This window comes from Acidovorax sp. sif1233 (assembly GCF_019218755.1).
Lineage (GTDB): Bacteria > Pseudomonadota > Gammaproteobacteria > Burkholderiales > Burkholderiaceae_C > Acidovorax.
The window spans coordinates 1206126-1226752 of record NZ_JAHUWZ010000001.1 but is presented as its reverse complement, the minus strand read 5'-3'; the positions used below and the strand labels follow the sequence as shown (position 1 = coordinate 1226752).

At 65.8% G+C, this 20627-nt stretch carries 18 protein-coding genes; 3 read left to right on the top strand and 15 right to left on the bottom strand.

Going from position 1 to position 20627, the window contains the following annotated elements:
- Positions 1 to 52 precede the first annotated feature (52 nt).
- The 3 genes from KW843_RS05600 to KW843_RS05590 all read right to left on the bottom strand — a co-directional run bounded on the left by KW843_RS05600 (position 53) and on the right by KW843_RS05590 (position 3334).
- Positions 53 to 1114 (bottom strand): AAA family ATPase, encoded by a 1062-nt coding sequence (locus KW843_RS05600; protein WP_218294080.1) that lies wholly within the window; start codon positions 1112 to 1114, stop codon positions 53 to 55.
- A complete protein-coding gene (locus KW843_RS05595) occupies positions 1099 to 2664 on the bottom strand; it encodes an ATP-dependent endonuclease (RefSeq protein WP_218294079.1) in 1566 nt (521 codons plus the stop codon). The genes KW843_RS05600 and KW843_RS05595 overlap by 16 nt, the downstream gene beginning before the upstream one ends.
- A 226-nt stretch (positions 2665 to 2890) precedes the next feature.
- Positions 2891 to 3334: a lysophospholipase gene (locus KW843_RS05590; protein WP_255594553.1), complete on the bottom strand. Its 444-nt coding sequence runs from the start codon at positions 3332 to 3334 to the stop codon at positions 2891 to 2893.
- A gap of 215 nt (positions 3335 to 3549) precedes the next feature.
- Here KW843_RS05590 and KW843_RS05585 point away from each other — a divergent pair, with 215 nt between their 5' ends.
- Entirely contained in the window at positions 3550 to 5166 is a 1617-nt protein-coding gene (locus tag KW843_RS05585; RefSeq protein ID WP_218294078.1) for a hypothetical protein, read from the top strand.
- A gap of 47 nt (positions 5167 to 5213) precedes the next feature.
- Here the strand turns inward: KW843_RS05585 and KW843_RS05580 are convergent, their stop codons facing one another.
- The gene (locus tag KW843_RS05580; RefSeq protein WP_218294077.1) at positions 5214 to 6101 is read right to left on the bottom strand and encodes an alpha/beta fold hydrolase; all 888 of its coding nucleotides are present in this window, start codon (positions 6099 to 6101) and stop codon (positions 5214 to 5216) included.
- Between the two features lie 58 nt (positions 6102 to 6159).
- On the bottom strand, positions 6160 to 7110 hold the full coding sequence (locus KW843_RS05575; protein ID WP_218294076.1) for an AraC family transcriptional regulator: 951 nt from the start codon (positions 7108 to 7110) through the stop codon (positions 6160 to 6162).
- 144 nt (positions 7111 to 7254) lie between these two features.
- On the opposite strand from KW843_RS05575, the gene KW843_RS05570 reads away from it, so the two are divergent.
- Positions 7255 to 7644: a nuclear transport factor 2 family protein gene (locus KW843_RS05570; protein ID WP_218294075.1), complete on the top strand. Its 390-nt coding sequence runs from the start codon at positions 7255 to 7257 to the stop codon at positions 7642 to 7644.
- A gap of 114 nt (positions 7645 to 7758) precedes the next feature.
- Here the strand turns inward: KW843_RS05570 and KW843_RS05565 are convergent, their stop codons facing one another.
- The 10 genes from KW843_RS05565 to KW843_RS05520 form a co-directional block, all read right to left on the bottom strand.
- Positions 7759 to 8823, bottom strand: a complete 1065-nt coding sequence (locus KW843_RS05565) for a branched-chain amino acid ABC transporter permease (protein WP_218294074.1) — start codon at positions 8821 to 8823, stop codon at positions 7759 to 7761.
- Positions 8820 to 9719: a branched-chain amino acid ABC transporter permease gene (locus tag KW843_RS05560; protein WP_218294073.1), complete on the bottom strand. Its 900-nt coding sequence runs from the start codon at positions 9717 to 9719 to the stop codon at positions 8820 to 8822. The genes KW843_RS05565 and KW843_RS05560 overlap by 4 nt, the downstream gene beginning before the upstream one ends.
- Positions 9716 to 10513 (bottom strand): ABC transporter ATP-binding protein, encoded by a 798-nt coding sequence (locus tag KW843_RS05555; protein ID WP_370628457.1) that lies wholly within the window; start codon positions 10511 to 10513, stop codon positions 9716 to 9718. Before KW843_RS05555 ends, KW843_RS05560 begins: the two co-directional genes overlap by 4 nt.
- Before the next feature lie 62 nt (positions 10514 to 10575).
- Positions 10576 to 11346, bottom strand: a complete 771-nt coding sequence (locus KW843_RS05550; protein WP_255594552.1) for an ABC transporter ATP-binding protein — start codon at positions 11344 to 11346, stop codon at positions 10576 to 10578.
- A 6-nt stretch (positions 11347 to 11352) separates the two neighbouring features.
- On the bottom strand, positions 11353 to 12696 hold the full coding sequence (locus KW843_RS05545) for an ABC transporter substrate-binding protein (protein WP_218294071.1): 1344 nt from the start codon (positions 12694 to 12696) through the stop codon (positions 11353 to 11355).
- Positions 12697 to 12732: 36 nt separating this feature from the next.
- Positions 12733 to 13635 carry a transporter gene (locus tag KW843_RS05540; RefSeq protein ID WP_218294070.1) on the bottom strand — a complete coding sequence of 301 codons (903 nt, stop codon included), beginning with the start codon at positions 13633 to 13635 and terminating at the stop codon, positions 12733 to 12735.
- 89 nt (positions 13636 to 13724) lie between these two features.
- Entirely contained in the window at positions 13725 to 14960 is a 1236-nt protein-coding gene (locus tag KW843_RS05535; protein ID WP_218294069.1) for an ABC transporter substrate-binding protein, read from the bottom strand.
- 14 nt (positions 14961 to 14974) lie between these two features.
- On the bottom strand, positions 14975 to 15898 hold the full coding sequence (locus KW843_RS05530) for an alpha/beta hydrolase (protein WP_218294068.1): 924 nt from the start codon (positions 15896 to 15898) through the stop codon (positions 14975 to 14977).
- A gap of 15 nt (positions 15899 to 15913) precedes the next feature.
- Complete coding sequence (locus KW843_RS05525) at positions 15914 to 16681, bottom strand: coniferyl-alcohol dehydrogenase (protein WP_218294067.1); 768 nt, start codon at positions 16679 to 16681, stop codon at positions 15914 to 15916.
- 255 nt (positions 16682 to 16936) lie between these two features.
- Complete coding sequence (locus KW843_RS05520) at positions 16937 to 18412, bottom strand: benzaldehyde dehydrogenase (protein ID WP_218294066.1); 1476 nt, start codon at positions 18410 to 18412, stop codon at positions 16937 to 16939.
- A 278-nt stretch (positions 18413 to 18690) separates the two neighbouring features.
- Between KW843_RS05520 and KW843_RS05515 the strand changes: the two genes are divergently transcribed.
- The gene (locus KW843_RS05515) at positions 18691 to 20616 is read left to right on the top strand and encodes a sigma-54-dependent Fis family transcriptional regulator (RefSeq protein ID WP_218294065.1); all 1926 of its coding nucleotides are present in this window, start codon (positions 18691 to 18693) and stop codon (positions 20614 to 20616) included.
- Positions 20617 to 20627: the final 11 nt, after the last annotated feature.

Genomic DNA, 20627 nt, shown 5'->3' with positions numbered 1-20627 from the left:
ACCCACTTCTGCAACGCCGAGCGGAAGGGCTGCAGCTGCGCAGTCAAGATCGTCAAGTGGAGGCGACGTGACGAATGTCCCGGGCTTTTTTGAAAGCTTTCAGCATCGCGTCTGGCATTACATAGAGGTCGCCGCGCGCACGCGAGCACGCAACGTATAGCTTGTTCCGCGAGGTCGCAGCCATCTCGGCCAGCGTACCGGCGGAGAAGTGCTTCCAGGACTCGGCATTCAGTACAACGCAGACGTCCTGGTAGTGGTCACGTCCCTTTGACTCACCCCAGGTCTGCGAGTAGCAGCCATATCGTCCGTGCTCTTGATAAAACAGCTTAATGGTGCCCGCGTCAGCGTGAAGCTTTGCCGCCAGTGACGGGTCGTTGACCACTGAGACTTGGGTAGTGCGATCCGAGTGTGCATAGATGTCCACCCCGATAGTGTCTCGGATGAACGAGCACACCGAGGAGCTGCAACGGTGGCTCTTGAGCAAGGACGTCGTGTCAACGACCAAGCCAGCAGATCGCAGGGCGTCCTTAAAGCGGTCATAGCTGTCGTGCAGCCCTTTATTGACTGCACCATCGGCGCTGGTGGAGTACGTGTGCTGATAGAAGTCGCCGACTAACAGAACCTCGACGTTGGCCTGGACAATTTGCTTGAGCAGATTGAAGTCATGTCCGCCGAAATCCTGAACCTCGTCAATGCAGACTTTGTCGTAGTAGCGCTCCAGTCGACGCTGAAGCGTCGGGATGCAACCATATACATCCAGGACCTTCGCCATTCTCGCGTGGTAGATGCGACCGCCTGCTGTGACGTACCGGTCACGGCTTTGGAGCTTCTGGCGCGATGAGTATTCGCTCGGCCTATCAAACGAAATTCCCATGGTCTGCATCTTCGTGAGAAGCAAGGGCCGATAGCAAAATGAGTTCAAGAATGTAAAGTAGGTGCAGACGGTGATGCTGTCCGGGAGATAACCGAACTTCGCAAGAACGCGACGCAGAATCTCTTCGCAATTACTCTCTGTGTAAGTGATAAGCAAGACCCGCTTCTCAAGACCCAGCTCGTTGATAAGGCTGGTTGTCTTCCCTGAACCTGCGACCGCGAAGACTACTCGTTTATCCACTTTATGGCCTCCTGCATGTACCCAGGCGCCACCAGTTCAGCCTCCTTCGCCAGCAAAAGATCAAACGCCGCGTCAGCCTTGTTGGCAAGCATGTACGCCAACGGTTCAAGCTTACGCTTTGGCGTGCGGAAGACCTCGTCGCAAACTGCCTTGTTGTCTTCGTACAGACAGATCTCGAAGGTCGTGCGCTGCTTTGAGTTGGTGTCTGCAAAGACTTTGGCATGCGGCATCGCGTGCTCTGCGTAGTTGTCGACGCAGTTTCTCTGGTAGTCGCCGTCGTTGTCGCGAATGACCGCAGTGCGCACGCCAAGCAGCCTGGCGAGGTCTAGATAGCGCTTAAAGCTCGTACCGCCCACCGAGATGACGTGGACCCCGTCTTTCTTCAATGTGGACCCCGAGTGCTTTTGGTAAAGCGCATCCAGGAGGATGAACTCGGCATCGCCCTCAACAAGGATCACCTTCCTCGACAGCGCAAACTCAAGGACGTTGTTATCGGGCGCCTTCATGAAGAACTTCGCGGTGTCAGATGGGAGCTTGTTGAGTCGCGCATGCTGTCCTCGCTTTCCAAGCAGGATGGCCTTGCGCAAATCAAGTCGAGCAGAGATCAGGCTGCTGTGAGTTGCGATAAACAATTGCTTGTTCACCGACTGAGCGATTCGCTCGATGAGCTGGTGCATCGTCGAGTGGCTCAGGTGGTTTTCAGGCTCCTCTAGGAGCAGGACGTCCAGCCCACTTTTGACGCCCTTCTTGCTCAGCGCGAACTCGGTCTTGATGAAGCACTGCCGCCCCTTGCCCTTGCTCTCAATTGGGATCTCATCTTCGGTGAGAACCAGGTCGGACTCCAGATTGGCCTTGGCGCTCGTGCGCACGCCGAACTTGTAGTCCGCCAGCATGTCGTTCAGCTCCTTCAGTTGGGCGTTCTTGAATTCGCTCTTGCTTTGACGATAGGCGTTCTCGAGCCTGCTGCGGCTCCCGACGTTGGCGTGCATCGAGAACACCGAGCGGGTGTACTCCCGAGCTGCATATTCGCTGTCGATTCTGGAGCTGTCGATTGCCAGATGCCGGACGTGCTTTTTGACGCTGGAATACGCCTCACCCCCAAACGTATTGAACTGGACACCGTAATACTCAAACGGGAAATTGGTCGGGTCTTCCTTCAGCGCTTCCGCGATGTCCTTGCTGAAATCGAGAATCGGCTCAAACGACATGCGTAGCCCGTCACGCTCGAGATCCCTAGAGTTGTTCTTTCCATTCAAGCCAGGCTTATTTTCGGCAGAGAGGTAGACCTCAACGAACAGTTTCGGGAGACGGTCTACGGTGCATGGCCCCGCCTGAAATGCCTTTACAGCGTCGGCATTCAGTAGTGTCTCGACCCCGATGGTTTCGACCTTGTTGCGACTTCCGCTCATCACAAGTTCAAGGGCCAGAAGCACTGAGCTTTTCCCCGCCTCGTTGTCGCCAATCAGAAGGTTTAGCTCTGGATCAAACTCAACTTCCAAGCTTCCGAATTTCTTGAAGTTTCCCAGTACCAGCCGTTCAATCGTTGGCATCTTTGCTCCCGTTTTTCGCGTCGGCACACGGGCCGACTTCGCGGGCCGCTCTCTCTGACGCGGCACCTCAATTAGACCCGATGGCATGCGAGCGGCGGCAGCGCCACTGAATCGCGACGCGCCTGCCGTCTTGGTCTCGGACGGCGACTATGCCACCTCCACACGCGCCCGCAGCCACGCCACAACATTCCCCGTCACCTCATCCCGAATGGTCTCATTCAATATCTCATGCCGCGCCGCCGGGCACAGCTTGACCGTCACATCGGCCACTCCCGCATCCTGATACCACTGCCCCAGTTGCTGAACCAACGCCCCGCCTGCGGCCAGCGGGTCCGCGTCGCCTGACGCGATGAGGATGGGCAGGTCGCTGCGGATACGCGCCAGCAGCGCGGGGTCGGCCAGCCGGGGCGAAGAGCGAGGGGATCACGTATGGCGGCACGTCCCAGCCGCACCACGAGTCGGCCACATAGGCGTCTACCTCTGCAGCGTCGCACGACAGCCATTCGTAGCCGGTGCGGTGCTCAAAGCCAGCGTTGAATGCGGCGAGCCCGGTAGGGGCGTTGGCCATGCCGGCGGCGAACAGGTCGAGAGCGGTGGAGCCTGACAGGACCGCGCCGGACCAGTTGAATGCTTGGTCCAGAATCGCCGCCTGCGCTGCGAACGAGCCCATGGAGTGCCCGAACAGGAAGAGCGGGAGGCCGGCATGCTGCTACGCGACGCGAGCGTGAAGTCTCTCTCGGGCGGCGAAGCTGCCCGGCCCTGATAGCGGCTAAGCTGCGCGAGCCAACCCTTTGTATTCGCTTAGCCATGCCCGCTAGCCTTCACCTCTTCGACCCCGATCGCCATGCCCTGCCGCTGCCTGAGAGCTTTGCGGCGCTGGAGGCCATGCGCGAGTTGCTGCACGCGCGTGCCGATGGCAAAAACCTGCGCTTTGTCGAGTTCGCGCTTCGGTTCGAGGATCGCTTCAAGGTAGCGGGCCGCACCACGCCCTTGCAGCAGGCCAACGCCTGCCGTCGCGCGGCATGGCAGTTTGACCTCCCGAGCGTGGACGAGATGCCTGCATACCGGGCGGCTGTGGAGATTGCCGGTGCACTGGGATTGGTGGCGTATGACGCGACGCTGGGCGTAGGTTTTCTGCCCGACGGCCGGGTAGTGCCTACCGAGTTCGCGCAAGCCGCCACGCCTGTGGCGCCCGCCGAAAAGCTGCCCTGGGGGGCGCTCCCGCCAGATGCGCTGCGCGGCGAGAGCGAGGTGCGAGAAGTTTTGGCCCCTGCCCTGGCGCGCGCTATGGCAGGCAGCGGTTTTGAGCTGGAAGCTGCACCACCCGACGAGCCCGGCGCGCCCATCGTTCTCGCCCGACGGCTTGGTGCTGTGCGCCAGGTGCTGGCAGTGAATCTGATGCGCTATGAAGCGCTGAACCTGACCCTGCGCGTGTGGCATGACGCTTGCACCGCTGTGCTGGCACAGGCCCTGGGCCCCGAGCCCCACCAGGACACCGCCTTCGAGCTGGGCATGGCGTTCTTCGAGCCCGGGCCGGGCTCCCTGCACCGCTGGACACTCGAACGCCTGGCGCAGTTGCCTGCGGTCCTCGCGCTGGTATGTGGTCGCGTGCTGCCCCTGGCGGGTCTGTGCAATGACCTGCATGGGCTGGACCAACTGCTCAATGACGCCAGCGCCGACACGGTGCGTACCCCCTACCGCAACGCCTACACCTGGTCGGGCCGCCCGGACGGCTCCGACGGCTCGCGCAGCCTGCGTGAAGAGGTATTCCCGCTTGCGCAGCGCCTCGTCATCGCCCACCTCAATGGCAACCCACAGGCAGCCAACATCGCCCGCGAGCTGGAGGACCACTGGCAGCACAGCAACCATTGGCGCGCGCCTCAGGAACGCGAGGCCCTGGCGGCCGTGCGCGCCGCGCTGGCCCACACGCCGCCCCTGGCCCGCTGGCACGACGTAGCTGCCTGGCGGGCCGCACTGCGCCCTATTCCGGCATCGCTGCTGATCCACACCGCCGACCCGCGCGGGCGGCGCTGTCACCACTATGAAGTGACCGAAGCCTTGCACCAGGACCTGCGCAAAGACCCAAGCGGCTTTTGGGCCAGGTTCGCCGGCCCGGATGGTGCATCCGAGCTCACGCGCGTGTGGCAAGACAAGGCCTCCACCTTGCCTGTCGCAGAACGCATCCCCCCGGACGGCCTCAGATGCCATGTGGCCACCCTGCCCGGCAGGGCTGGTGAGGGCGCGATCAAAGTGGTGTGCCTTTGCTTTCCACCCATCACGGGCCTCGACGAGCATCGCTTCTTGGCACTGGCTCGCCGCGGCGACATATCACGCATGTTCCGCATGGGCTACGACAACGCACTGGACGACGACGGCCAAATGCAGCTGCGCATCGAGTACTCGGCGCGCCACGGGAACGCCGACGTCATCACCCGCGAAACGCTGGACGCCGAGCTGGGCATGCCGGAATTCCTGGAGAGGGTGGCAGAGCTGTTCGCATGAACTGCCGTGGGAGCCGTTTCAACAGACTGCTGCTACGGGAGCCGTGACTACGCAATGCGGGAACGCGCCCGCAGCCACGCCACGATATCCCCCGTCACCTCATCCCGATTGGTCTCATTCAAGATCTCATGCCGCGCCGCCGGGTACAGCTTGACCGTCACATCGGCCACTCCCGCATCCCGATACCGCTGCCCCAGTTGCTCCAACAAGACCCCGCCTGCAGCCAGCGGGTCTGCGTCGCCGGATGCGATGAGGATGGGCAGGTCGCTGCGAATGCGCGCGAGCAGCGCGGGGTCGGCCAGCCGGGGAGCGGGGGCGAAGAGCGAGGGGATCACGTCCTCGGGCATGTCCCAGCCACACCACGGGTCGGCCACGTAGGCGTCCACCTCTGCAGCGTCGCGCGACAGCCATTCGTAGCCGGTGCGGTGCTCAAACCCCGCGTTGAATGCCGCGAGCCCGGCGGGCGCATCAGCGGGGGCGTTGGCCATGGCGGCAGCGAGCAGGTCGAGGGCGGTGGAGCCTGACAGGATGACGCCAGACCAAGTCGATGAATGGTCCAGGATGGCTGCCTGCGCTGCGAACGAGCCCATGGAGTGACCAAACAAAAAGAGCGGGAGCTGCTGCGGCCCATGCTGCGCGCGCAGCAGTGCGCCGAACTGGGCCACGTCGGCAATGAGGCCGCTGAAGCCAGCGCTGCCAAAGTCTCCCAGCTTGCCACCGGCTGTGCGCCCGTGGCCGCGATGGTCCACGGCGTGGACGATGAAGCCTGCGGCGTTCAGCGCCCGCGCAAAGCGGTCGTAGCGCTCGCCGTGCTCGGCAAGGCCGTGGGAGATTTGCACGACGCCCACAGGTTGGCCCGGGGTCTCGGCCCAGGTGTAGGTGGTGACCTGGGTGCCGTCTGCGTTGGACTGGAAGGAGGAGGTGGTGGTGCTCATCGTTTCATTCTGGCACGGGGTCTGGTCGGCACGCCACGATGAAATCGCCTTCTGCGCCTCACCCCGTTGCCTGCAGGCGCTCCGCCATGCCCTGCTGGTTGGCCGTCTGCCTGCCGCGAAATTCGGTCGGGGTGCACCCGGCCTCGCGCTTGAAGAACTTGATGAAGTTCGCCAGGTCGCTGTAGCCCAGGCTCTCGGCAATGCGCGCCACCGGCCAGGTGGTGTGGGCCAGCAGGCGCTTGGCCTCCAGAACGATGCGGGCGGAGATGAAGGCCTTGGGCGTGACCCCGGCTGCTTCCAGCGATGCGCGCACCAGGCTTTTCTCGGAGCAGCCCAGCTGCTGCGCATACCGGGGCAGTTGGTGCCAGCTGGCAAAGTGCTTCTCCACCAGCAGTTCAAACGCCTTGAATCTCTGCAGCGCGCGCCCCGGCGGTGCCGGCTGCGCGGACTGCTGCTCGTACGCCATGCGCAGCCGTGTCAGCAAGGCATAGAGCTGGTAGCGCAACAGGGCATGGGCATGCAGCGATGCGGAGTGGGCTTGCGTGTCCTGGTGCATCTGGGCGATGGCGTGGGCGATCACCTGCGCGCTGTCGCTGCCCAGCGCCCACGCGGTCGGCAGGCCGTCCAGCCCGTCGATCGGGGTTTGGTCCTGCGCGGCGGGGGCCGCTGCCCACAGAAACTCGGGGCGGAACAGCACCATCCATCCGTCCCAGTCCTGGGTGTCTCCAAAGCTGTGGGCTTTGCCGGGCCGCAGGACCAGCACCGAGCCCGGGCCGCAGCGCACGTACTCGAAGTCCACCAGATGGATGCAGGTTCCCTCCGTCAGAAAGATCAGGGTCGGAAAGGCGTAGCGATAGGTTGATGCCAGGGCCTGGCCGCCCACCCTTTTCCGCAGGTCCGATACCCGGAATATCTCCAGGTCGAGCGGGTACAGCCCCTCGGGCTGGTAGCTCAGGTGCTGGATGTCGGGGTGGCGGGCTGCGGCGGGTTTGTGGTGGCGTGGGGTCATGGGTCAGCAACGGCGGGGCGCAGAGGTTTGTCCTGAAGTGACAGTAAATCGCCCAGTTTTCACCATCTTCACGGGTATTGATTGTCCAACAATGACCTCACAGCGCCCAATGGGGCGTTGCCCCAAAACCACCAAGGAATCCACATGCACGCCATTGATATCGCCAAGACCTACATCCAAGCCGCACAAACCGGCGACCAGGCCACCCTCGGCCGCGTTGTCTCACCCGACGTGGTCTGGCACCAGCCGGGCCACAACCAGTTCTCGGGCACGCACCGTGGCATGGCTGCCGTGGGCCAGATGCTGGGGCAGATGATGGCCGTGTCGAACGGGACATTTGCGATCACCCGGGCCCACCACTACATGGCCAACGGAGACTGGGTGGCCGTGAGCATCGAGTTTGCAGGCCAGCGCGACGGCCTCACGCTCCAGCAGGCGGGGATGGATCTGCTGCACATCGTGGATGGAAAGATTGTGGAAGTCCGCCTGTTCTCCAGCGATCCGGCGCAGGAAGATGCGTTCTGGGGCCAGTGATTCCCCACCCTGCCCGCGCACGCTGCCCCCACCAGGTTGGGCGGCGCACGCGGGCATTTTTCTGAATCAAATTGGCACCCAGCGCTTATCTGCATTCATTGGATGCTATTTAATTTATAGCAAATTGCTTTCTCCCTCAGGGTTGCGCGGCTTGTGTGCCCGCACCCGGTAGCCCGCCGACAGCAGGTGCACATCCCACCGCTGCTGCACCGCGCCCCAGATGCCCTTGGGCAGGAAGAGCGCGAACAGCATGGCAATGGCGCCCAGGCCGATGAGATACAGCACGCCCTGCCCGCCCCACAGGGTTTCGACTGCAAAGAAAAGCAGCGCGCCGAGGATGGGGCCTTCCATGGTGCCGATGCCACCCACCAGCACCATGAAGATCATGTAGGCCGTCCACTGCACGCTGAAATAGGTCTTGGGCTGAAAGCTGATCGACGTGGCCAGCCACAGCCCGCCTGCGAGCGCGCAGCCAAACGCCGACAACACAAACACCAGCCGCTTGATGGCGACCACGCGCACACCCAGGGAGATGGCCGCCGTCTCGTTGTCGCGAATGGCCTGGGCGGCCGTGCCCACCTTGCTGCGCAAGAGCAGGAAAACCACCCAGCACAGCCCCGCCATGGCAGCCAGCGCGGCCCAGTAGGTATACGCGCGCCGGTCGTCGGCCGCGTATTGCTGCAGCGCGATCATCGAGGTGCCCGTCTCGCCCTGCACCAGGCTGTCCAGGTTCACACACAGGTGCGCAAGCGCGGCCACCACCCACATGCCGATCGCAAATTCGCCGCCCTGCAGGCGCAGCATGAAAGCCGCCAGCGGCACCGCCACCAAGGCCACCAGCACAGCGCCCACCAGCAGCGCCGGGTACGGGCCCAGGCCCACATCGGCCAGCCGCACCATGGCGTAGGCGCCGAGCCCGAAGAACGCCTGGTGGCCAATCGACACCAGTCCGGCATAGCCCGCCAAAGCGTTCCACATCACAGCCAGGATCACGTAGATGAACAGCGTAGTGAGCCGGTCTACCGTGCCCGCCTGCAGCCACAGCGGCCCCAGGCAGAGCACGGCCAGCAGCAGCACGGTGGCGCTGGCGAAGGCGATGGACGCGCGCGTCCAGCGCTGGATGACCCATGGGGATGGACCCGTGGGTGCGAGGGGTGCAGAAGTGATGGGAGCATTCATGGCGCAGCCCTGTGGCGGGTGGAGAAGAACCTGCGCAGCGCACCGCTCGCGTAGAGCCGGGCCAGCAGGATGACCAAAAAAGTGGCGTGCCCGGCGATCAGAAAACCCTGCGGGTGCACCTGCGCCCCCAGGTTCTGCGCCACGCCCAGCACCACGCCGCCCAGCAACGTGCCCCACAGCGATCCCGCGCCGCCGATGATCACGGCCTCAAACGCAAAGATCAGCTGCTGCGGGCCCGAGAACGGATCGAACGTGGCCCGCAGGGCCAGCGATGCCCCGGCCAGCGTGACGGTGACCATGGTGATGGCCGAGGCCGCCGCAAACACCGTGCCGGTGCGCACGCCCACCAGGCGCGCGGTGTCGGCGTCTTCCGACGCTGCGCGGATCTGCCGCCCCAGCGCCGTGTGCGCCAGCATGGCATGCAGCCCGCCCAGCAGCAGCACCGCCAGCACCAGCACCAGGGTGGGCAGCTGCCCCACATACAGGCCGCCGGGCAGCTCCCAGCTGTCGTACGCCAGCGTGCCAATGGAGGTGGCCAGCGAACGCGTGTCGGCACCGAAGTGCTGGAACAGCAGGTTGTCGATCACGCTGGCCAGGCCAAACGTGGCCAGCAGCGGCACCAGGGCGCCCAGGCGCGCGCTGCGCTCCAGCACCAGCTTGTGCAGCAGCCAGCCCAACAGCGCCATGGCAGGCACCACCGCCAGCAGGGCCAGCAGCGGGTGCCAGCCCATCGGCTCGGCCAGCACCCACAGCAGGTAGGCGGCCACCACGGTCAGGCTGCCGTGGGCCAGGTTGATGATGCGCATCACCCCGAACATGAACGACAGCCCGCAGGCCAGCAAGGCGTAATAGCCGCCCAGCAGGAGGCCCTGGAGAATCTGGTTGAGAAGGTTCATGCGGCCTCCTTGTGGGCAGGGTGGGTGTGGCTTGCGTGGCTGGCAGCTTCGCCGTCGGCACTGCCCGCGGTGTGGCTGCCGGGCGCAGCTTCGGGCCGCTGCGCACCAAAGTAAAACGCGGTGATCTGCGCGCGGGTGAGCTGGTCGGCGGGCGCGTCGGCCACCACGCTGCCTTCGAGCATGCAGACAATGCGGCTGGCCACGGCCTGCACGCGCTGCAGGTCCTGCTCGACCAATACCAGCGTAGTGCCCTGGCCCATCACGCCCTGCAGGGCTTCGTACACGCCCTGCACGGCCAGGGGCGACAAGCCCAGCGAGACTTCGTCGAGCAGCAGCACGCGCGGGTTGGTCATGAGCGCGCGGCCAATGGCCACGGCCTGCTGCTGCCCGCCCGACAGCTCGCCCGCGCGGGCGCCCAGCTTGGGGGCCAACTGCGGGAAGGCGTCCAGCACGGTGTCAAAACTCCACTGCCCGCGCCGCCCCGAAGCACGCGCCACGAGCAGGTTCTCGCGCACCGTCATGCCTGCAAACAGGCGCCGCCCCTCGGGCACCAGGGCCAGGCCTTCGGCCACACGCTCTTGGGCAGGCATGCGGGTGATGTCCACACCATCCCACCGCACGGTGCCGCTGCTGGCGCGGTGTACGCCGGCCAGCGTGCGCAGCAGCGTGGTCTTGCCCGCACCGTTGGCCCCTACCAGGGCCAGGATGTCGCCGTGGCACACCTGCAGCGACACATTGCGCACGGCAGGCAGCTGCCCATGGTGGGCGTTCAGTGTCTCAATGCTCAACAACACACTCATTCGATGTCCTTCGCCTTCGGCTGCGGTGCGAGCGCCTTCGGGCGGCCGGGCGGCGCTCATGCCGCCACCCCGCCCAGATAGGCCTCGACCACCGTGGCGTCGTTCAGCACGGCTTGTGGATCGCCATCGGCGATCACCCGCCCGCCGTCCATGCACACCAGACGCGTGGCGACCTGCAGCAGCACGTGCACCAGGTGCTCGATCCAGACGATGGCAATGCCGCGGGCCTGGATGGTGCGCACCATGGCTACCAGCTCGCTGGCCTCCGCGTCGGTCAGCCCGCCGCCGATCTCATCGAGCAGCAGCACCTGGGGGCCGGTGGCCAGCGCACGCACCAGCTCCAGCCGCTTGCGGCCGAGCAGGCCCAGCGTCTCTGCACGGCGATTGGCCAGCGCCTCCATGCCACACAGGCGCAGACACTCCATGGCCCGGTCACCCGCGTCGCGGGCATGCAGGCCCGCGCCATGCGTGGCGCCGGTGAGCACGTTTTCAAACACCGTCATGCCCAGGAACGGTCGAGGCACCTGATGGGTGCGCGCAATGCCCGCGCGGCAGCGGTCTGCCGCACTGCGGGCGCTCACATCCACCCCCTGGAACCAGACGGTGCCCTGGCTCGGCGCAAACGCTCCGGCCAGCACGTTCAGCAGCGTGGTCTTGCCCGCACCGTTAGGCCCGACGATGCCGACGGCCTCGTCGGTGCCTACCAAAAAATCGAGCTGGTCCAGCACCTTCAAGGCACCAAAGCGCATGTCGATGCCCTGGGCCTGCAGCAGATGCTGCGGCCCGCCCGCTGGCGGGGATTGCGGATATGGAGGTAAATGTGGCATGGACGATCAGCTGTAGGACTTGAGCGCCGCCGCCACGGGGATGTTGCGATCCGTGGCGTTCTCGGTGACCACGATGTCGAGCTTGAACTTGCTGCCCGCCGCAGGCTTGACCCACTGGGCCCCCACCACGGGCGTCACCGACACGTTGGGCACGGGCCCCTTGGCAAAGTCCACCGGACCTTGCATGGTGATGGCCTTGAGCGTGCCGATGGCCTTGGCCAGCGCTGCCTTGTCGCGCGGGTTGGTGCTGGCTTTCAGCGCCTCGGTGCCTGCATCAAACAGCGACATGGTGGAGCCCAGCATCTGCGTCCACTGCTTGCCGGTGCTGGCCTCGTAGGCGTCGGCCAGCTGCACGCCCGTGAGGCCGGTCAGGGCTGAGGCATACGGAAAAGTCTTGTGCCAGAAGCACCCCGCGCCCAGGTTCAGCGCCAGCGGGCCCAGGGCCTCCACCTGCGAGGGCACAAGGCCCGTCTTGGCGATCTGCGCAATCTTCACCATGCGCGTGTAGCCCTGCTGGGCCGCCTGCCGCCAGAAGGTGGCGAAGTCTGGCGGAATGGGGAAGGTGTTGAAGATCTCGCAGCGCTCGGCCTTGAACTTGGCGATCTGCGCGGAGTAGTCGGTGGTGCCGTTCTCGTACGGTCCGGCATCCACGATGGTGAAACCGGCTTTGGCGAGCTCGGGCGCCAGCGTGCCGCGGATGGCGTTGCCATCGGCATCATTGGGGTACAGCACACCGATCTTCTTGTTGGTGGGCAACGCAGAAAACTGCGAGGTGTACGAGGTGGTAAAGCTGCCACCGCCAAACGAGAAGTGGTACGTCCATTTGAAGGGCGAAGGCGCGCCGGGCTTGGCGCCGCGGCCAAAGTACCAGGCCTCCCACGGCATCACGGTGGACAGGCAGGGTACGCCCGCCGCCTCGCACGCATCCGACACCGGGTTCACCGTTTCTGGTGTGGTGGTGGTGAGCATGAGGTCAATCTTGTCGCCGTTGATCAGCGCCTTGGCCAACTGGCTGGCGCGGGCCGGGTCGGACTGGGTGTCGCGGTCCAGGATCTCCACCGCGTACTTCACGCCGCCGATGGTCAGGCCCGCCGCCAGCGTCTTGCGCACCTGGGCCAGGATGAAGGTGTCGGTCTCGCCCAAGGCACCGAGCGGGCCGGTGCGCGGGCTGATGAAGCCCACCTTGAGCACGGGTGCGGCACCGCCCGCCTGGGCCCATAGAGGGCCGACGCTCAGCGCAAGACCTCCAGCGCCCGCGGCCGTGATCAGCCCACGGCGCGAGATGGTGGGGGACGTAGCCTGTTCGGTTTCCAAGGCGGCCACGGTGGATTCAGGGGTGTTGGTTGTCATGGGGAATGTCTCCAGTGATCAATTCAGTTGCAGGGTTCAGAAAGGGATGGTGGTCTTGAGCCAGAACTGCGAGCCCTGGGCGCGGTTGCGCACGCCGAACTCCTTTTCGACCTTGGCGGTGATGAGCCAGCCCTTGCCGTTGGCGTAGCGCACCGACGGGCCAATGGACTGGCTGCGGCCACGCGATCCCGCCAGCGCCACACCGCCTGCTTTGTCGTCGCTGAACTGCCGGTACACATAGCCGCCCACGCCCACCACCCAGCCATTGCCCAGGCCCCAGCCCGCGGCGTAGTCCACGATCAGTTCGCGGCCAGAGCGGTAGTTGGTGTCGCCATTGGTGCGGTTGAAGTTCAGCGTGGCCTTCACGTCGCCGTTGAAGCCACTAGGGTCCATCCAGGTCAGCACGCCCAGGGGCTGCAGCGACAGATAGTTGCGGCCAATATTGGCCTGGCGCGTGCGGTCATACGCTCCTGTGGGCAGCACGGCGTCAAGCCCCACCACGCTGTGCAGCTGCGGCGAGTGGTGCCAGGCCACCGAGCCCCCGACCGTCACATCGCCCAGTCCGGTGCGCGAATCGTTTGCACCACCGGCACGCACCGACAGGTCCACCACAGGCAGGATGGCGTGCGCGGCGACCAGGCCGCCCAGCGCCTCCTGGGGGGTGATCCAGATCAGGCGCGTGGCAGCGGCGGCGGCGCGCACCTTGAAGCCGGGGATGGGCACGGCGTTGCCCTGGCCGTCGTTCACGCGGCTGGTGGTGTAGTAGTTGAGGTACTCCAGCACATACAGGCCGGGCGGCGGCGCGGCGCCCGCCACGAAGTTCTCGGTGCCCAGCGGATAGGTGGAGCCCCCGCCCTCGGTGGCGAAGGCCGCTGTGCACAGCGTGCCGGCCAGGGCCAGCAGCGCCAGGCGGAAAGGTTTTGTCTGTTGCGTTGTCATGTTGTCTCCTCGTTCAGGTTGGTTTTTTGAAATGCACACTTCGGGTCTCACGGGAAATCGATCCGTTCACAAAACGCCGCCGCACGGCCTCAGGGCGCCAGTAACTCGGGCACCTCGATCCAGGCGGGGGTCGCGATGTACCAGTGGCCTTGCTGCAGCTTGAGCGGCAGGGCCGCACGGTTGGGGTTGTGGGCGCGGCGCTGGCCGATCTCAAACGGCATCCCCAGCAGGGGATGGCTGGTGGGCGGCATCTGCTGCAGGGCACGGGTCACGGTCTCGCGGGTGATGGGCCCTTCGACCTGGCGCAGTGCGCGCACCAGCATCTGGGCCGCCACATAGCCGCCTTGCGACAGCGAACTCAGGGGCAAGCGGGCGTCCTGCATCAGGCGGCGCCAGTCCTGCGCGGGCAAGGACCGGCTCTTCCAGGGCTCGAACTCGGCCATCACATACACGGCGCCATCCCGCGGGGCGAGTGCGCGGGCCACGCGGTCGGTGTAGGCCGGGGTGAGATAGATCCAGGTCATGCCGCCCGCCCCCAGCGCGTGGGCGGCCTCGCTCCAGCGGAGCACCGCGGCCTCGTGCCCCGTGAAGATCACGGTGTCGCACCCCTGCCCCTTCACGGCCCGAAGGACGGGGGCAGGTTCTTGGTCAACCCCCACCAACTGCAGCTGTGGCACCTCCATGGCTTTCGCTTCGCCCAGGCGCTCCAGCGCCTGCTGGTAGCCCTCGGCCATGCCTGGCAGATCGAGCGCCAGGGCACACAGTTTTCGGCTGCGCAGCGTGTGGTGGGCAAACAGCACGGCGCTGGCCAGCCCCACGTAGGGTCCGTTGTTGAGGGGCACCACATGCGACGATCGGAAGCATGCAGGCGAGACCGAGGCCCCTTGCAGCGACATCAACCGCGCTGCTTCGTAGCGAGGCGCATTGACCGCGCAGTCCAGCAGGCCGGAACTGCCCGCCAGCGCCACAACCTCCGCGTCGTTGATGAGCCTCGTCGCCGCTGCCATGGCACTGGCGGGCGAGACCCCTTCATCGAGCGAGATGTATTCGATGCGGCGGCCCCCAATGCCGCCGGCGGCATTCACTGCGTCGATGTAGGCCTTGGCCGCCTGCGAGGACTCCGGGAATGCATGGGGGCCGCTCAGGGCACTGACCGCACCCACCTTGATGGGCCGCTGTGCGCCTTGCTGCGCGTGGGCGGCGGGCCAAAGCAGCAGCCACAGGCAGAGCGACAGCAGCAGGGCACGGGGGCGCCACCACAGCACGGCACTCCCTGCGCCGCGCAGGCTCGCGCCCCGGCATGCGCCGGTGGGTCGTTTCATCATGGGTTCGTCCTTTGCTACCGTGAGGGCGCTGCGGCAATGCGCTGGCGCGCGGCAATGAACCGGCACGCCTGCTCCAGCGAAGCCAGCGCCTCATCCAGCACGGGCGCAAACAGCTGCCAGCAATGCACCATGCCGTCCCACACGGTGCATTCCGCCTCAACGCCCGCCGCCTTCAAGCGTGCGGCCATGGTCACCGCGTCGTCGCGCAGGCGCTCCCAGCCGCCCACCTGCAATTGCACGGGCGGCAGGCCCTGCAGGTCGGCGCTGTAAAACGGCGTGACCGTGGGCGAACGCACATCGCCACCCGGCACATACATGGCGTTGAAAAATCCCATCAGCTCACGCGTGATGAATGGGTCGTCCACGGTATGGTGGGACTCGCCTTCGGACGCCAGGTCCAGCGCGGGCGACAAGGCCACGACGGCCGCAGGCAGCGGCAGCCCCTGGTTGCGGGCACGCACGGCGGTGGACAAGGCCAGGTTGCCGCCGGCCGAGTCGCCCATCAGCGCAATGGCCGACACGGCATAGCCATTGGCCAGCGCCCATTGGTAGGCAGCCAGCGCATCGTCGTGTGCTGCGGGCGCGGGGTGTTCCGGTGCCAGGCGGTAGTCCACGTTGAGCACCTGCGCTCCGCTGAACTGCGCCAGGTACGAGCACAGCGCCCGGTGCGAGGCCAGCGAGCCAAACACAAATCCGCCAGCGTGGTAGTAAATGATGAGCCTGCGCGGGTCAGCCTGCGGCGTGCTCAGCAACTCCGCAGCCATGGTGCCGCCCGCCCCGTTGGGGACGCGCAGCGTCTGGATGTGAAGCCCCTGGGCGAGGGGCATCTGCGAGTTGCTGGCATCAAACCACGCGCGCAGCTGCCCGGGGGTGGGCTGGGCTGGCGGTGGGTTTTGCGCGGCCATCTGCAGGATGGCCTGGAGCTGTTGTGCGGACATGTGTGGCCCCTTCGATCAGATGTAGGTGGAGGCGAGGCCGCCATCCACGGGCAGGTTGATGCCGCTCACCCAGCGTGCCGCGTCGCTGCACAAAAAGGCGATGACGGGCGCCACTTCATCGCTGAAGGCCGGGCGCTTCATGCGGTGCGCGTCTTTCTCCACCCGCTCCTGGCCCAGCATCTGCACAAAGTCGCCCAGGATGGGCGTGAACACGGGGCCCGGGGCCACGCAGTTCATGCGCACGCCGCGCTCCATGAAGATCTTTTGCGACTGGGTGTAGGTCCACACGATCAGCGCCTCTTTGAAATACTGGTAGCAGGTGTCTTGCGCCACAGGGTGGGCGGCCAGCCACTTCGCGCCGTCATCAAAGCTGGTGGTGGCGCCCAGGGCGCGGTGGGTTTCCAGGCGCTGGGGCCACTCGGCCCCCAGGATGGAAGAGATATTGACGATGGAGCCGCCCTCGCCCATGCGCTCCAGCACACGGTGCGTGAAGTGGCGCAGTCCCAGGTAGTTGACGCGGCCCACCAGCTCGGCGGGCGATGTGCCCGGCACGCCTGCAATGTTGGCCAGCGCATCGATCTTGGCGGGCAGTTGCGCCACGGCGGCGTCAATGGCGGCCGGGTCGCCCAGGTCCACTTGCACAAAGCCGTCGAGCGTGAGCGTGGGCGCATTGCGGTCCACACCGATCACGTGGGCGCCCTGCTGGCGGGCGAGCTTGGCAAAGTCTGCGCCGATGCCCGAGCAGCAGCCGGTGACGACGATGGTTTTGTTGTGAAGGGTCATGAAAGTTGTCTCCTTAGTTTGTGTCGATGGGAGCCCTTGTCCGTGGAGACCTGGGCTATTCGCGTGCTCTCCGGCCCTAAGACGTGCGGCCAACCTGGGCAACTGGCGCAGCCCAGGCGAGGGCCGCCGCGCAAGGGCCGCCCAAGCTGCGCAGCGGCGTTTCACTTGCATGCGCTGGCGGCGTCCCCCTTCCCGCATCGCGCAGCGATTCGAGAGAAGGGGGAAGGCGCGCAGCGCCTCAGGGGGTTGTCGCTGCTAGAACGGGAATGCGGGCGGCGCGTCTTTGACCGTGATCCACTGCCACTGCGTGTACTCATCGATGTCCGCAGGCCCACCCACGCTGCCCCCGTTGCCACCCACACCGGGGCCGCCAAAGGGGTTGGTGCACTCGTCGTTCACGGTCTGGTCGTTGATGTGAACCATGCCAGCGCGCAGCCGCTGGCCGATGGCCATGGCGCGGCCCACGCTGGGGCTGATGACGGCCGCGGCCAGGCCGCCCTGGCTGGTGTTGGCCAGTTGCACGGCCTCGTCGTCGGAGCGGAAGGTGACGAGGTTGGCCACCGGGCCAAAGGGCTCTTCGTCAAACGAACGGACGCCGGGCTTGACGCCCGAGAGCACCGTGGGCTTGTAGCAAAGGCCCTCGTAGGTGCCGCCCGCTTCGAGCTTGGCGCCCTGGGCCACGCTGTCCTTGATCACCTTGTCGAAGCGCTGCAGCTGCTTGGCGTCGATCATCGGGCCCAGGGCCACCTGGCCGCTGGCGCCATCGCCCACGGGCAGGTGCGTGGCCTTGCCCACCATGCGCTGCAGGATGGCTTCCGCAATCGACTCGTGCACCAGGATGCGGTTCGATGCCATGCAGATCTGCCCCTGGTGGAACCACGCGCCAAACGCGGCGGCGCTGGCCGCAGCATCGGGGTCGGCGTCTTCCAGAATGATGAGGTTGTTGGCGCCGCCCAGCTCCAGCGACACCTTCTTCAGGTGCTGCCCCGCCAGCGCGCCGATGCGGCGGCCCACCGTGGGTGAGCCGGTGAAGGCGATCATGGGCACGCGCTCGTCCACCACCAGCGCCTCGCCCGCCTCGGCGTCGCCGGGCACCACCTGCAGCAAGCCCTTGGGCAGACCGGCTTCTTCAAACACGCGGGCCATGATGAAACCGCCGCTCACCGGCGTGCGGGTGTCGGGCTTGAGCACCACCGCATTGCCCAGCGCCAGCGCCGGGGCCACCGAGCGCAATCCCAGAATGAGCGGGAAGTTGAATGGCGAGATCACACCCACCACCCCGTGCGGCACGCGCCGGGCGATGGACAGGCGGCCGGGCGTGCTGGGCAGCACCTGGCCCTGTGCCTGCATGGGCAGGGCTGCGGCCAGGTGGCAAAGCGTGATGGCCTCGCGTACCTCGTGCTGGCCCTTGGGCACGATGCCGCCGGTTTCGCGGGCGACTGCCATGGCCAGCTCGTCAAAGTGCTGCTCAAAAATACTGGCCGCACGATGGAACACAGCCGCACGCTCGCGCGGCCCCGTCGCCGCCCAGGCGGCCTGTGCTTGCTGCGCCCGGCCAATGGCGGCCTGCATGTCGGCCGCACTGGCAATGCCCACGCGGCTGAGCACCTGGCCCGTAGCAGGCTCGACCGCGTCACGCGCTGTGCTCAGCGAAGTTTCCCACGCACCGTCAAAGGCCTTACCCGCCCACAGGCGGTTGTCCAGCAGGCCTGGTTTTTCTGAAACACCCATTGCATTGCTCCTTGGTTGAAATCAAAACCCACCGCATTGCCGCGGCGGTGTGACCTCAAATTGCAACGGGCGTACCAGCCCCACGCGCCCCAATGCCGTTGAACACGCTCGACGGGGCTTTTTTGAGAGGGGACGCTACGGACTTTCCCTAGGCTGAAAGACGGCTGGCATGGGGGACTTTTTGCCACCAAATAGTTACCATTCATAAACAAATGGCCGCTTGCCAATTGCTCAAATGATCACTTTCTGATCCATTTTTGATGACTGCCGGAGAACCCATGTCCCGACGCCGTGTCTCCCTGGCCGATCTGAATCGCAGCACAGCCACCAGCCAGGCCGGGGGTTTGCTTGCCCCGACCGAGCCCTGTGCCCTGGGCGGGTTCGACACCGTCGGCGTGAGCCAGCACACCCACCCCACGGTGGCCGACATCAGCGAATGCCTGTTCTTCTCGCCCGGCGACGGGCGCATCTGGCTGCAAGACCAGCGCATGATCCTGCTGCACTCCGAGGCCCTGGGATCGCTGCGGCGCGAGCTGATCGACAGCATCGGCCTGGACAAGGCACGCGGGCTGCTCACCCGCGCGGGCTATGTGAGCGGCGCGCGCGACGCCCGCCTGGTGCGCCAGCAATGGCCGAATGCCGAGCCCACGGCGGCGGCCATTGCGGGCACCCGCCTGCATGCGCTGGAGGGCGTGGTGCAGGTGGAAGTGGTGCACGCCCGCTACGACGCGGACAGGGGCGCGTACGAAGGCGAATTCCTGTGGCACAACTCCAGCGAGGACGACGAGCACATTGCCGCCTATGGCGTGGGCGGATCGCCCGCGTGCTGGATGCAGGTGGGGTACGCCACGGGCTATGTGAGCACCTTGTTCGGCCACATGATCGTTTTTCGCGAGGTGGACTGCCGCTCGTCCGGCGCCGCGCACTGCCGCGTGGTCGGCAAGTCGGCCCACCTGTGGGAAGACCCCGAGCAGGATCTCTTTTATCTGAACGCGCAGGACTTTGTGGGCACCCCGCCTGCGTCGCTGCCCACCTCGATGCCAGAAGGGGCGCAGGCCAAGGCGCGCACCACCTACCTGGGCGTGCCACCGGGCAAAACCTCAGCGGCCCTCGCAGGCACCGCCGCCGAGCCCACGGCCCAGGCCACCATGGTGGGCGCCTCATCCGCCTTCAACGCCGCCTGCCACATGCTGCAGCGCGTGGCGCCCACCGCCGCCACCGTGTTGTTCACCGGCGAATCGGGCGTGGGCAAAGAGATGTTTGCCAGCATGCTGCACCGCATCAGCCCGCGCAAAGACCAGCCCTTTGTGGCTATCAACTGCGCGGCCATCCCCGACACGCTGGTGGAAAGCGAACTGTTTGGCGTGGAGCGTGGCGCCTACACCGGCGCAGGCACATCGCGCCCCGGGCGCTTTGAGCGCGCACACGGCGGCACCCTTTTCCTCGACGAAATCGGCACGCTCAGCCTGGTGGCCCAGGGCAAGCTGCTGCGCGCTCTGCAAGAGGGCGAAGTAGAGCGCGTGGGCGGCACCCGCACCGTGCGCGTGGACGTGCGCCTGGTGGCCGCCACCAATGTCGACCTGCGCCAGGCCGTGCGCGAAGGCACGTTTCGCGAAGACTTGTTCTACCGCCTCAACGTATTCCCCATCCACCTGCCCCCGCTGCGCGACCGGCGCGACGACATCCCGTTGCTGATGAGCCACTTTCTGGCGCACTACCAGCGCAAGCACCAGCGCCAGGTACCCGGCTTCAGCCAGGCGGCGGTGAAGGCGATGTTTCACTACCCGTTTCCCGGCAACATCCGCGAGCTGCAGAACCTGATCGAGCGCAGCGTGATTTTGGCCACCGATGGCGAGCCGATCGAGCCGCACCATTTGTTTGCCGGGGGCGAACAGCCGAGCTCGGACGTGATGTCGCTGCACCTGAATCCGAACAGCACGGGCACGCTGCATGCGACGGGGCAGCCGCAACGCGGAGTTGCCGCGGGCGCCGTTGCCCCGCAAAACCCAGCACCCCCACAGCCAACATCCAGCTGGAACCCGACACCCACCGCCACGCCAACGGTCGCGCCGCTGCATCAGGCCGAAGAACAATTGCTGCGGCAGGCGCTGCACAGCGCGGGAGGCAATGTGGCGTCGGCGGCAAGGCTGCTGGGGATCAGCCGGGCGACGATGGCTTATCGGGTGAAGAAGTTTGGGATTTGAGGAAGGAACAA